The sequence below is a fragment of the Acidobacteriota bacterium genome (genome assembly GCA_003696075.1).
In the GTDB taxonomy this organism is placed as follows: domain Bacteria; phylum Acidobacteriota; class Polarisedimenticolia; order J045; family J045; genus J045.
Genome location: RFHH01000037.1, coordinates 1 through 12,381 on the forward strand (window position 1 = coordinate 1; position 12,381 = coordinate 12,381).

General features: G+C 73.5%; 11 protein-coding genes. 4 read left to right on the forward strand and 7 right to left on the reverse strand.

Annotation, left to right across the window (positions count from 1 at the left end; all coding sequences use genetic code 11):
* From D6718_02230 to D6718_02240, 3 genes are all read right to left on the reverse strand, one after another.
* Nucleotides 1-743: hypothetical protein (locus D6718_02230; GenBank protein ID RMG48207.1), on the reverse strand; the 743-nt coding region annotated here is incomplete at its 3' end.
* A 31-nt stretch (nt 744-774) separates the two neighbouring features.
* Nucleotides 775-1,317 (reverse strand): hypothetical protein, encoded by a 543-nt coding sequence (locus tag D6718_02235; GenBank protein ID RMG48208.1) that lies wholly within the window; start codon nt 1,315-1,317, stop codon nt 775-777.
* 167 nt (nt 1,318-1,484) lie between these two features.
* Nucleotides 1,485-3,971 (reverse strand): hypothetical protein, encoded by a 2,487-nt coding sequence (locus tag D6718_02240; protein RMG48209.1) that lies wholly within the window; start codon nt 3,969-3,971, stop codon nt 1,485-1,487.
* A 47-nt stretch (nt 3,972-4,018) separates the two neighbouring features.
* Here D6718_02240 and D6718_02245 point away from each other — a divergent pair, with 47 nt between their 5' ends.
* Nucleotides 4,019-4,576, forward strand: coding sequence for a hypothetical protein (locus D6718_02245; GenBank protein RMG48210.1), 558 nt, complete (start codon nt 4,019-4,021; stop codon nt 4,574-4,576).
* Between the two features lie 18 nt (nt 4,577-4,594).
* On the opposite strand, the gene D6718_02250 is transcribed toward D6718_02245, so the two are convergent.
* The 4 genes from D6718_02250 to D6718_02265 form a co-directional block, all read right to left on the reverse strand.
* Nucleotides 4,595-5,887 (reverse strand): diguanylate cyclase, encoded by a 1,293-nt coding sequence (locus tag D6718_02250; GenBank protein ID RMG48211.1) that lies wholly within the window; start codon nt 5,885-5,887, stop codon nt 4,595-4,597.
* A 417-nt stretch (nt 5,888-6,304) separates the two neighbouring features.
* A complete protein-coding gene (locus tag D6718_02255) occupies nt 6,305-7,435 on the reverse strand; it encodes a hypothetical protein (GenBank protein ID RMG48212.1) in 1,131 nt (376 codons plus the stop codon).
* A gap of 196 nt (nt 7,436-7,631) precedes the next feature.
* On the reverse strand, nt 7,632-8,378 hold the full coding sequence (locus D6718_02260; protein ID RMG48213.1) for a hypothetical protein: 747 nt from the start codon (nt 8,376-8,378) through the stop codon (nt 7,632-7,634).
* Nucleotides 8,379-8,428: 50 nt separating this feature from the next.
* Nucleotides 8,429-9,259: a TatD family deoxyribonuclease gene (locus D6718_02265; GenBank protein RMG48216.1), complete on the reverse strand. Its 831-nt coding sequence runs from the start codon at nt 9,257-9,259 to the stop codon at nt 8,429-8,431.
* Between D6718_02265 and D6718_02270 the strand changes: the two genes are divergently transcribed.
* The 3 genes from D6718_02270 to D6718_02280 all read left to right on the forward strand — a co-directional run.
* Entirely contained in the window at nt 9,099-10,553 is a 1,455-nt protein-coding gene (locus tag D6718_02270) for a DegT/DnrJ/EryC1/StrS family aminotransferase (protein ID RMG48217.1), read from the forward strand. The genes D6718_02265 and D6718_02270 overlap by 161 nt on opposite strands.
* Before the next feature lie 660 nt (nt 10,554-11,213).
* Nucleotides 11,214-11,558: a hydroxylase gene (locus tag D6718_02275; protein ID RMG48214.1), complete on the forward strand. Its 345-nt coding sequence runs from the start codon at nt 11,214-11,216 to the stop codon at nt 11,556-11,558.
* An 86-nt stretch (nt 11,559-11,644) separates the two neighbouring features.
* The coding region (locus D6718_02280; GenBank protein RMG48215.1) for a class I SAM-dependent methyltransferase at nt 11,645-12,381 on the forward strand (737 nt) is incomplete at its 3' end.

Genomic DNA, 12,381 nt, shown 5'->3' on the forward strand with positions numbered 1-12,381 from the left:
ACGACGTTACCGGAGGCGCTGATGCCGTTGTCGCCGTCGGCGACGAGGGCGTATCCGGAGCCGTCGAGGTCCTCGAAGTAGCCCCCGACGTGGCTGCCGTAGGCTTTGATGCCGTCGTTGCCGTAGCCGACGAAGGCATATCCCGACCCGTCCTTGTCCTTGAAATAGCCGCCACCGCCCATTCCGTACGCCTCGACGCCGTACGTTCCACCGGAGTCGACCGTGAGCTGGCCGGTCTTCGTCTGGGCCGCTGACGATGTGTCGAGGAAGTGGCCGGCCGGATGTCCTTCGAGGTGCGACGCATTGAGCGCGTAGCCCGCCGCCGCCACCCGGATCCGCGGCGACAGCGTCTCCGAACCGACCTGCACCTCCAGCCACACGTTGCCGTAGTCGCGGAAGACCTCGGCCAGCGAGCCGTACGTTCCCGGACCGGAGCCGTCGAGCAGCTCGCCCGTGCCGAGCACGACGGAGAAGAGCCCGCCGCTGACGGTCACCGCCTGGCCGTTGATGTCGAGATGCCGGTCGAGGAGGATCTCGTCGCCCCCCGTCTCCGCCGACCAGAAGCGAAAGACCATGTTGTAGCTGCCGTCGAGCGGCTTGTCGGAGGCGTCGCGCAGGACGCCCTGGTAGTTGATCACGCTCGGCGGCGTCGCCTGCGGGAGGGCGGGGAGCGCGGCGGCGACCGACAGCACGAGCGCCGCCGCGAGGCGGCCGGAAAGAGCCATGAACTGCGAGCGAGACATCGTCATCTCCTCCGGTGCAGCCCGAAGCGGGTCAGGGGCAGGCGCTGCCGTCCCGCGGGGCGCCCGAGGCGGCCGTCCCCTTGGTGCCCTCTTCGCGGAGCCTGTTTTCGACCGTCACGAGATAGAAAAAGCCGCTTCCCGGCGCCGGTGACGCGGGGTCGTTCACCTGGGTGTCGGGCAGGTCCGGCTGCCAACAGGCACCGTAGCCGCCGCCCGGGAGCGCGGAGAGGGAGTCGCGGTAGGCGTTGTAGCTCCCGGCCGAACGCTCGGGATCCCAGGCGAGCGTCGTTCGATCGGCGAAGCGCACGCCATGCACCTCGCTGGGCGGGGGATAGGCGGCGGCGAAGGCGGAGTCGAGGTGATAGGAACTCGACGCGAGCGAGGCGCGGACCGCCGCCTCGCCGAGACTGTCGAGCGTGAGGTGGAAGCTGGCGCTCGACAAATCGGTTGAGTCGGCGGGATGGCCCGCCAGGTTGAGGACGTGCTCGCTGTTGCGGTAGCTGGCACTCGACTGGGCGATGGCCGCCGTGGCCAGCGAGCAGACGAATGACATGACCCAGGCGAGGACCCGCACGGGGCACCTCCCCGGCGAGCGCCGCGGCGTCGGGATCGACCGTCCGGCTTCTGCGGAGGCCCCTCCCCCGCTCACTCGCGCGAACTCGACCGATCACCATTCATATACGATTGCTGATCTCTGGAATCAACGGCGCCCGCCCACTCCAGCGCCGGCCGACCGCTCGTTCACGGCGAGAGCGATCCAGCAGGGCAGCGGGGCCGATCCTCCGGCAGCGAGGAGGCGAGGCGGGCGGCCAGCGACGCTTCCCGCGCGCTCGCGCCGGAGACGGCCGACGGTGGCCACGCACACAGGAGCGCCGGCGCATTTTCGGCCGCCTCCTCCGCGCCCGTTCTCGCCGTGTCGTACAGCGCCGCCAGCTCCGCGCGCCCCTCCGGTCGCTGCCGGTCGGCGAACACGAGGCGCGCGACGACCGGCCGCTCCGGCAGCGCGTCGCAGAGGGCAGCCAGCGCGGGATCGTCCCGGGCGGCGCGGCAGATCCGCCCGCGGAGCTTCCGGCGGTCGAAGCCGGAGATCGGGCCGGCGCGCATCGACGCGACCCACACCCGGCCGCGTAGCTCTTCGCCGGCCCGGCGCACCAGCCGCCGCACGAGGTCGATCGCCAGCGGGTGTGGCGGCCAGGCGTCGGCGAGAGATCCATCGCGGGCGGGTTCGTGCGGCAAGAAGACGCGGAAAAAGCCGATCCGCTCGCGGCGCCGGTCCATCACCGGGATCGGCAGCAGGACGCTGCGCGTTCGGATCGCCGGCCCGAACCAGCTCGCGAAGCGCGGCCAAGCGCGCTCGATGCGCTCGGCCCAATCCCGAGCCTTCGCCCCCGGCGGGCCGGGGACGAGGAGGAGGTTCGCGCCGCGGACGTCGAGGCGGCGGGCCAGCTCCCGGGCGGAGAGATCGCCGAGCCAGTCGGCGAGGACGGCGGGGACCGGGCCCGGCGGGATATCGCGGGAGAGACGGTCGAGCAGCGCCGCGGCGCGCTCCCGCTCGAGCCGGCCGATCAGCCCACCGAGGCGGAAAGCAATCTCCTTCCTCCGCCGCGCGCGCAGCCGCTCGAGGGCCCATTCGCGATAGCCGGGAACGGCGAGCAGTGCGCGCGCGATCCACGGGCGCAGGTCGAACAGCAGCTTGCCGTTCACGAGCACCGGCGCCTCGGGCTCCCGCGCCAGCGCGAGCAGGGCGAGTTCGGGGGCGGAGATCTCGGATCGCAGCCGGTCGAACGGCGGCACGGCGATGCGGACGGTTCGTTCGGCCGCCTGGGGATTCCGGCGCTCGACCAGCCGCGCGCGCCCGCCCTCCTTCCCGAGCGCGACGAGCATCCCGACATCGCCGGTCACATCGAGCGCGTGAAGGACGATCCCGCCGGAGCGGAGTTCGGCCCTCGCCGGCGGGGACTTCCGTACGCCGTCAGGCCCGGTGGCGAGGGATCGCTCGGCGATCATCCGGGCCGCGCGGGGCTGGGGGAAGGAAAAGCTCGATCCGGCGTGCCACGCGCCGAGACGGGAGGTGTCGACCAGACCCTCCGCCGTCAGCGGCAACGGCTCCCCACCGGCGGTCGGCTCGCCTTGCCCCCGCGGCCGCCGGCGTCCGACGGCGGCGCGCAGATGGCATCGCCCCCCGAGGCGCCGCCGCGCCGCGCGCGACAGCCGCACCTCGACCCGGCGCTCGCGGGGCGGTCGCTCTCCGGCCTCTTCAGCGAGGGGGATGTAGATCACCGCTCCTTCGTTCTCGAGCCTCCGCGCGATCTCGCCGAGCGCCTGGTCGAGCTCGCGGCCGAACGCCGCCGGATCGTTGCGGTAGTGAAGATCGAAAAAGTCGCCCCCGGTCCGCTCCGCCAGCCCGTAGAAAAAGTCGCGCGGCGACGTGAGCAGCGGCGGCGAGACGCCCTGGCACCGCACCGGCGTGTCGATCCCGATGGCGAACGCCACGAGCCCGTGGGTGGCGTCGATCGCCGCGCGCAGCGGCTCGTCGTCCCCCCCGGAAGCCGCGCGCAAAAGGCTCGCGCTCTCGCAGCCGTCGCTGATCAGCAGGAGCACCTTCCGCTCGGGAAGGCCGCGGAGATACGCGAGCGTCTCGTCGATCGCGTCCCACAGCGCCGTCAGACCCCCGAGCCCGAGGTCCTGCGGGGGCCTGGGCGGGGCGCCGGCCTGTTTCGGTGTGAGCGGCCGATCGAGGTGCAGCTCGTCGGCGAAATGCGCGACCAGCACCGCGTCGCCCTCGCGCACCCAGCCGAGGTAACGCGCGAGCGCTTGCTTCACGGCGTCGGCGACCGGCGCGTGGCTCTCGCTCAGGTCGACGAGCACGGCGTGGACGGTCGGCATCCGCCGGCGTTCGATGGCCTCGACGGGGAGGGGACCTCCGCCGCTCTCGACGACCTCGACATCCTCGGGCTTCAGGCCTTCACAGGCGCCCGGAGCTTTCTCTTCGAAGACCACGGGCCAGACGACCCGCTCCGCGCGCGCGTGCTCGACCAGATCGAGATCGACCGCCGTCCCGGCAGCCGCCGTCGCCGCCAGCGCAACGGCGGCGCCGAGCACGGCGGCGGAACCGGCTCGCCCGATGGCACCTTTCGGTGCGTCCGCCGTCCGGCCCGCGATGCGCACCTCCCGCCGGGAATCATAGCCGCGGTCGCTCCGGCGGCGCGCCGCCCGCCGGCGCGGCACGGCGTCCCGAGGATCGGCGACGGGCGCGCGTCTTCGGGACTGCTAGAATGCGCGCCATGGCGACGAGACGGAAGCTTCCGCGCGCCGCGGTTCCCGAGCAGCCGGGCGGTCCTCCCTGTCACGAGTGCAGCGCGATGTGCTGCCGCTATTTCGCGCTCGAGCTGGACGAGCCGGAGGACGAGGAGGATTTCGACGCCCTCAAGTGGTACCTGATCCACGACAAGAGCTGGATCTGGGTGGACGACGGCGAGTGGTACCTTCAGGTCGACGCCGTCTGCCGCTATCTCGCACCCGACAACAGCTGCCGGATCTACGACCGCCGGCCGCAGATCTGCCGCGACTACGGAATGCCGGAGAAGCTCGAGAACCCGGACGAGCCGCTGTGCGACTACTTCGCTGTCGACGAGAGCCACGACCTCGAGTTCCGGACGATGGACGAGCTCGAGCGCTACGCGAAGAAGTTCCTCGCCATGAAGGAGGCGGAGCGTCGGCGGCGCTCGGAGGCGGCGAAAAAGGGGTGGCGCCGCCGCCGCCAGCGGGAGCGCTTCGCCGGCGCCGCTTCCCGCCCGCGGGGCGCGCGGCGGGCGGCCGCGCGCCGCGGCTGATTCCGCCCGGCCACCCCGTCAGCTCAGCGAACGGTGGATGAAGGCCTCGATGCGCCTCCGCCCGTCGCCGGCATAGCGCTCGAACTCGATCCCCAAGCCGCCCGGCCGGCCGGTCGGATCGTCGGGGGCTGTGCGGGCCACGCGGCCCACGCATCGCACCGGCTCCGCCTCGCCCGGCAGGTGGAAGGACAGGCCGAGCCGCAGCCCCACCGGAAGGAGATCCTTGGTTTCCACGAACAGTCCGGAGTTCGAAAGATCGCGCGACATGCCGAGGACCTGGGCCGCGGGACCGTCGAAGTACACGGGCGTGGCCAGCGGGACGCGCGGCCGCCGCACGTAGCACCAGACGCGGTTGCGGCCGAGCCGCTTCGCCTCGCGCAGCGCTTCCTGGGCCCTCCGGAACAGCTCCGCGGCGGTCTCGCCGTCGGCGGGGAAGCAGGCGGCGCCGATGCTCACCGTCACGCGCAGCTCGTCCCCGTCTCCCCGGGCGAAGCTGAAGCGCTCGACCGTCTGCCGGATCCGCCCGCCAACCAGTCGCGCGTCGCCGCGTCCGGCTCCCTCGAGGATGATCCCGAAATGGTCCTTCTCGAGCCGCGCGACCATGTCGTCCTGCCGCACCATCGCCCTCAGGATCCCGCCGGCCCGCCGCAGCACGTCGCTGCCCGTCGCCTGGCCGACCTTCCCCTCGAGCAGCGAGTAGCCGTCGATGTCGACGATGAGGACGGCGAGCGGCTGGCCGCTCAGCCGGGCCCGCGCGAACGCCTCGCGGAGCCGCTCGTGGAACTTCGTGGCGTCCGGAAGGCGGGTGACGGCGTCCACACCGTCTCCCGGCGGCGCGATCACGGGGCCCGCGATGCGGGCGAGGACCCGCTTGATCTCGACGGCGTACCGCCGCCTGTCCTGCCCGAGCGGGGTGACGAGCGCTTCGACCTCGAACTGGCTGCCGTCCCGCGCGTTCATCGTCAGCCGCGTGGAGAGCGTCCGCTCGGCCCGGGGGAGGCTCCCCTCGAACAGGGGCCGTGCCCGGTACCGCCGGACGCCGGTCTCGTCCGGCTTGTCGTAGAAACCGAGGTCCTTGTGGCGGCCGACGACCTCGAACGTGGACCACCCGGTCAGGCGCTCCATGGCGCGGTCGAACGCCAGGATGTGTCCCCCGGAGTCGACGACGAAGCTTCCCCCGGCAAACGACCCCTGCTGGGGGCCGGCGAACGGGACGGTGGGGCTTCCCGGCCGGAGCGGTATCCCCGAGCGGAGCGATCCGGGGACCGCGGCGCGGCCGCCGACCGCCCCGGCATCCTTGGTGCGCGACATCGAGCCTCCCTCGCCGCGCGCCTTTCCGCGCGGCTCCCTCCCGGCGCGCGGGCCGGGCCGGTGGCGCCCGGAGGACCCCGGACACCACCCCCGGCCAATATGGGTCCGCGAGCGCCCGCGGGCGACCGCGGGCCCCCGCCGGGTTCCGCGGCGAGCGGCCACGTGGGGAGAGGCCGAGGGCGGCGGGACGGCCGCCCCGCCGTCGCGGCAGCGGCTTCGGCGGCCGGACCCCGGGACCGGACCGGGCCGCCGAGGCCGCGGCTTCCCGCGGGGTCGGGTGCCGGCGCGCACCCCCCGCGGAAGCACCTCCCGTTTCGGGCCGGCGCGGTCTACCGCGGCGGAAATCGCGACCGAAGAGCCGGCGGGCCGGTGGGACGGGCGATGCGAGGCGCGGCCGAGCCCGCACCCCGGGCGGGCTCAGGGGGAGCGGACCTGCTCGCGCAGAGCCTCGATCTGCTCGCGGCTCGCCGGGCGCCAAAGGCCGCGCGCGCGCTTCCGCTCGATCGCCTCCGGCGGGTAGCGCACGGAGGTCACCAGGCGCCCTTCCTCGTTGAACACGTGGGCGCGCCCCCGCTCGCCGAGGACGATCAGCGTGCCCCGCCGCGCGTCGAAGAGGATGTCGTCCGGGGCGGCCCGCGCCAGGTCGGCGCAGGCGAGCCGCGTCGGGCGCTCGCCGGAGCCGTGCCGTTCCTCGGCGTGCGCGGTGCGGCGGCCCCGTGCCCGCTCGCCGCGTTCGAGCCTCCGGGCGAGCGCGGTGAGCAGTCCCCCGATCCGCTTCCGGAAGAGCTCGCCGTCGGGTTCCGCCCCGCGCACCCCGTCGAGCACCCCTTGAGCCCAGCGCAACGGACCGCTCCACGGAAAACTGTCGAGCCGGTCGCCGAGGCGGTCCAGCGGCTCGCCGTCGGGGCCGGTCCCGATGGCGTTGAGCGCGTAGCGGCGACGCCGGCCGGCGCGCGTCGAGACGAGCTGCAGGGTGACGGCGATCGGCTGCCGCACGCCGGCCGCATCCGACACGCGGAACCACCCGGCGACCACCTGCCCGTGGATCCGGTAGCCGTTGGCCCGGTCGCGGAAGCTCGGCAGAAGGTCCCAGGTGAGCTCCGCCTCGCCCACGACCTCGGCCACGAGGCCCCGCCCGCCCGCGTACAGGCGTTCCACCCTCGGGTCGTGCCGCTCCAGCAGGAACTGGCCGAGGTCGACGAAGCGCGGCATCCCCGTCGGTCCGAATCCGGCGAAGACCTCCCGCGCCCGTTGCGGGGTGCCGTGGCCGCAATCAGCGCTCCCGCACCGCAGGCAGTAGACGTGCCCCGGCCGGAACGCGGCCCGGCGGCTCATCGTGGCCCCGACCGAACGCTCGATTTCCGACCGCGCCCGCTCCGCCGCCTCCTCGAGCGCTCCCTCCCGCTCGTCGAGCGGCAGCCGGAGGCGCAGCACCACGCGTTCGTCGCGTCCCGGCGGCAGGTGCGCCGCCGGATGCCGCTCGGCGCGGCGGCGGATCTCCCGCGCCAGAAGCCGCAAGGCCTCGCCGATGGGATCGTCCCGTGTCACGTCGCCCCCGCCACGAGTGTACCCGGGTGCGCCGCGGCCGGTGCACACCGGCCCTCTGCGGGCTGTGCGACCCGGAGTTGCCGGCGCCCCTTCGATCTGGGCCGAGAGGGATCGCGGACCGGCGGGCCGGCGATCGCGCGCCGCCGGCGCGGCTCCCCGGAGCCGCCTTCCCCGTGCCCCGGGGCCGGGGCGGCGGTCAGCCGCGCCCCCCCGCGCGCGCGGTGCGGACGAAGATCCCCTTCTCGCGGTAGAGCGCCACCCCGGCGCACAGATAGGCGAGGATCTGGAGGAGCGCCTGGGCGGCGTCCATCAGGTAGGGGAGCGTGAAGCCGCCGACGTTGAAGAACTGGAGGCCGCGCAGGCCGCTGTAGATCACCCACAGAAGCTGGAGCGCCGCCAGGGCGGCGAACATCCCCGCCGCGAGGCGGGGGATCAGCCGGCTGCTCCGGCGGAGCAGCCAGGCGACGCCGCCGCTGAAGAGGATGCCCGGCGGGATCGAGCCCCATCCGGCGAGAGCCCACAGCGCATCGGAGGCGTCGAAGATCCGGAGCAGCCAATCGGGAGGGTTCGTCGGCGTCTCCGTCAGCAGCGTGATGCGGTGCTGGACGATCCAGATGGCCGACCACAGCCAGTAGTTCAGCGCGAAGTAGGCCGTCGCCGCCAGGCGCACCGTCTCGGCGAAGAGGCCCATGTTCACCCCGTAGGTGTGGACGAGCCCGACCACCCCCGCGAAGCCCAGGCTGCTGACGACGAGGTAGCAGAAGAAAATCCCGATCGATTTCGAAGCGTTCGCCTTGTCCAGGAACTCGGCGTTGAGGTCGTATCGGGTGGGAAGCTTGTACTGGATCGTGTTCCACAGGACCACCGCCAGCAGGAAACAGGCGAAGACGATCAGGCAGGTGGCCGCGACACGCCTCTCTTGCTCCGAACGGCGCGTGCTCATCGGTCGGACCTCCGTTCGCAGCCCATCAGACCAGGGGAGGCCGCTCCCGGTCAACCGGGCGGGAGCAGGCGCTCTCCGAAGAGCCGGAGCGCGTTGCGCGTGGTGGCGCGCGCGACCTCTTCCTCGGAGATCCGCTTGATCCGCGCGATCTCCTCGAGCGCCACGGTGACGTTCGCCGGCTCGTTCCGGCTGCCCGGGTCGGGCCCGAGCACCGGGCTGTCGGTCTCCAGCAGCAGGCTCTCGAGCGGTAAGGCCGCCACCAGCTTCTGCTTCTGCCGGGAGCGGACGATCGAGGGAGGGATGGAGAAGAAGAACCCCGCGCGGGCGCCTTCCAGCGCCGCTCCCGCACGCCCGTCGAAGGCGTGGAGGAGCACCCGCCGCGCCCCCGCCTCGCGGAGAGCGGCGACGGTGCGCCGCCCGGCGCTCCGGCTGTGCACGTTGACCGGCAGGTCCAGCTCCCTCGCCAGCTCGACCTGCCGCAGGAAGAAGGCGAGCTGCCGCGCGCGGCCCCCCTCGTCCTTGACGATCCACCGGTCGAGACCGATCTCGCCGATCGCGATCAGCTCGTCCCGGCGCCCGCGGATCAGCGCCGTCATCTCCTCGAGCTGCTCCTCGTCCAGGTGCGAGGGGTAGAGCCCGATCGCCGGCGCGAGCAGCGGATGCCGCTTGGCGAGTTCGAGGACGCGGCGGCTGTCCGCGGGCGTCTCCGCCACGCAGACGATGCGGCGCACCCCGGCCGCGCGGGCGCGGGCGAGCACCTCCGGCAGATCGGCCGCGAACGAGTCGTCCGCGAGGTGGGCGTGGGCGTCGACGAGCGGCAGCGGGGTCTCCACCGGGCACCTCCCGCCGCCGGGGCTTGCCCGGCCCCGGCCGGCGGTCAATCATGCCTCGCGAAGCGCCGCCGGGGGGCGACGGGAGCCGGAGGGCCTCGTGGAACGGAAGCTCGCGATCTTCGGGGGGGCGCCGGTCCGCCGCGCTCCCTGGCCCGAATGGCCGGTGTGGGGCGAACCGGAGGAGCGCGCCCTGCTCGACGCGCTGCGGTCGGGGCGCTGGGGGGTCGGCGGCGAGCGCGTGCCGGCGTTCGAACGGGCCTACGCCGATTTGCACCGCGCGAAGCACGCCGTCGCCTGCTGCAACGGGACGATCGCTCTCCAGATCGCGCTCGTTGCCTGCGGGATCGAGCCCGGCGACCACGTCGTGACCAGCCCCTACACCTTCATGGCCACGGCGCTGTCGATCCTCGCCGTGGGCGCGATTCCCGTCTTCGCCGACGTCGAGCGGGGCACGCACAACCTCGACCCGCGCTCGGCCGAGGCGGCGATCACCTCGAAGACGACGGCGATCATGCCGGTGCACATCGGCGGCCGCCCCGCCGACATGGATGCGTTCCGGGAGCTCGCCGAGCGCCGCGGCCTGCGCCTGATCGAGGACGCGGCGCAGGCGTGGACGGCGGCGTGGCGAGGCACGCCGGTCGGCGCGCTCGGCGACGCCGGGGCGTTCAGCTTCCAGTCGAGCAAGAACCTCACCGCGGGCGAGGGAGGCATCGTCCTCACCAACGACGACGAGATCTACCTGCGCGCCTGGTCGTACCACAACTGCGGCCGCCGGCCCGGCGGCGCCTGGTACGAGCACACGTTCCCAGGGCTCAACTACCGGCTGACCGAACTGCAGGCGGCGCTGCTGTCCGCCGGGCTGGAGCGGCTGCCCGGCCAGCAGCGGCGCCGCCGCGAGGCGATCGCGGCGCTGGAGCGGGATCTCGCCGGGATCCCGGGGCTGCTGCTGCCGGACCCGGACGACCGCGTCACGGCCCACGGCTGCCACATCTTCATGGTTCGCCTCGACCCGGAGGAGATCCCCGTCCCGAAGGCGAAGATCGTCGAGGCGCTCCGGGCGGAGGGCATCCCGGCTCACCCCGGATACACGGTCCCGCTCTACCGGCAGGGGTTTTTCGACTGGTTCGCCGAACGCCCCGCCCCCGGCGGCGGCCGCTTCGCCGATCTGTTCCCCCGGCCGTTCGCCGAGTACGAGCTGCCGGTCTGCGAGGAGCTCTGCGCGACGACGATCTGGATCAAGCAGGACGTCCTGCTCGCCGGCCCCGAGGCGATGGGAGACGTCGCCGCCGCCTTCGCCAAGGTGCTCGAGGCGGCGCGCGCGGGGGCGTTCGGGAAGAGCTGAGCGGACCGGGGTGACCCCGGGCGCCGTCCGCCCCCGGCTCCCCGCCGTGTGAAGGGTGCATCCCCGATGGTGCGTTCTCGCACCGAAGCCGTTGAGCACTCGGAGGTTATGGCCACGGGCGGCCGCTTGGCCGCGAGATCGGCCCGAAGTCTCTATCTGCCACCGGATTGCGGAGCGTTTCGCACCATTGAGGGTGCACCTCCGCCAGGTCGGCCGGCGTGGCGGTCCACCGTGGGCGCTCCCCCGTTCGGGACGGGGTCCGCACCGGCGCCGCCGGTCGGCGCCGCGCCGGTCCGCCACACCGGACCGGCCCCGAGGGCCGAGGTGCCGGGAGCCGCGGGAGGTGCATCCCCGTCGATGCGAACCCGGGACATGACCTCGGGAAGAAAAGGGCGTGGGCGGAACCGGGACGCGCCGGCGCGCCGGGGAGGTGATCCCCTGGGCCGGCAATGCGGCGGGTGAGGAAAACCCTTCCTCGCGACGCCGCTCGCGCCGGAGGGGATGCTCCCTGTGCTTTCCCCGAAACCCGCAGCCTTCGCCCGGGGATTGCAGGCCGGCCGCCCGGACGTCGAGGGGAACGGCCCGCCCTCCGAGCGACGGGCGGCTGGCCTTGCCGCTACTCTATGGGCGCGGGGCGGCGCCGACTCGACGGAGGGGACGATGCGGATCTGGTACCTGGAGATCGTGACCGAGGATGTCGACGCGGTCTGCGCCGCCTACGAGGCGGCGCACGGCGTGTCGTTCGGCGCGCCGGACGAGCGGCTCGGGAACGCACGGACCGCCGAGCTTCCGGGAGGCGGGATGGTCGGCGTGCGCGCCCCGATGCACGAGGCGGAGACGCCGGTGGTCCGGCCCTACTGGCTGGTGGAGGACATCGAGGCCGCCGTCGCCGCGGCCGTGGAGAAGGGCGCCACGGTGATGCACCCTCCGCTGGAGATCCCCGGTCTCGGCACGTTCGCGATCTACGGCCAGGGCGGCGTCCAGCACGGCCTGTGGCAGCGCTAGCGTCCCGGCCGCCGCTCGGCGCGCCGCCGCCCCGGCCGCGAAGGGCGCTCGCGCCGCGGCGGAACGCGGACGCCGGAGGAGGGAGCTTGTCCCGGTCCGCACCCGGTCCGCAGTCGTACGGACGCGAGTACTACCGGCAGGCGTACGGCCTCGACGAGATGCGCCGTTTCAGCATCCACTGGTGGTCGGCGCGCTTCTATGCCCTGCTCGCGCGCCGGGTGCTTCGCCGCGCGGGGGGCCGGCGCGTGCTCGAGGTGGGGTGCGGTCACGGCTACACGCTCGCCCGGCTGGAGCGCGAGTTCGAGACCTTCGGGATCGACCTCTCCGAATACGCGGTCGGCCGCGCTCGCGAGATCGCTCCCCGCTCCCGCGTCTTCGAAGCCGATCTGCTCGGCGAGCTGCCGGAGGAGGTGGCGGGGGGCGGGTTCGACCTGGTGCTCGCCAAGTACGTTCTCGAGCACCTGCCGCAGCCCCAGCGCGCCCTCGAGCGGATCCGCGGCCTGCTGAGCCCGACCGGACGCCTTCTCTACTCCGTTCCCGACACGACCTCGCCGTCGCGCCGCTTCCGCGGCGACCAGTGGTACGCGCTGCTCGACGAAACGCACGTCTCGCTGCTCGATCCGCCGGAGTGGCTGGAGCTCACGCGGCAGTCGGGCTTCTCCATCGAGCGCGTCTTCTCCGACGGGATCTGGGACATGCCTTGGTTCCCGCGCCTTCCCGTCCTCCCGCAGTACGCGCTGTTCTGCCTGCCGACGATGCTCGCCGTGGGCCTGGCCCGGCCGATCCTCCCTGCCGGCTGGGGCGAAAACCTGATCGTCGTCGC

Coding starts and splice junctions, on each gene's coding strand:
- D6718_02245 (RMG48210.1), top strand. CDS start 4,019: ATGCGCGCCATGGCGACGAGACGGAAGCTTCCGCGCGCCGCGGTTCCC.
- D6718_02250 (RMG48211.1), bottom strand. CDS start 5,887: ATGTCGCGCACCAAGGATGCCGGGGCGGTCGGCGGCCGCGCCGCGGTC.
- D6718_02260 (RMG48213.1), bottom strand. CDS start 8,378: ATGAGCACGCGCCGTTCGGAGCAAGAGAGGCGTGTCGCGGCCACCTGC.
- D6718_02270 (RMG48217.1), top strand. CDS start 9,099: ATGCGGCGCACCCCGGCCGCGCGGGCGCGGGCGAGCACCTCCGGCAGA.
- D6718_02275 (RMG48214.1), top strand. CDS start 11,214: ATGCGGATCTGGTACCTGGAGATCGTGACCGAGGATGTCGACGCGGTC.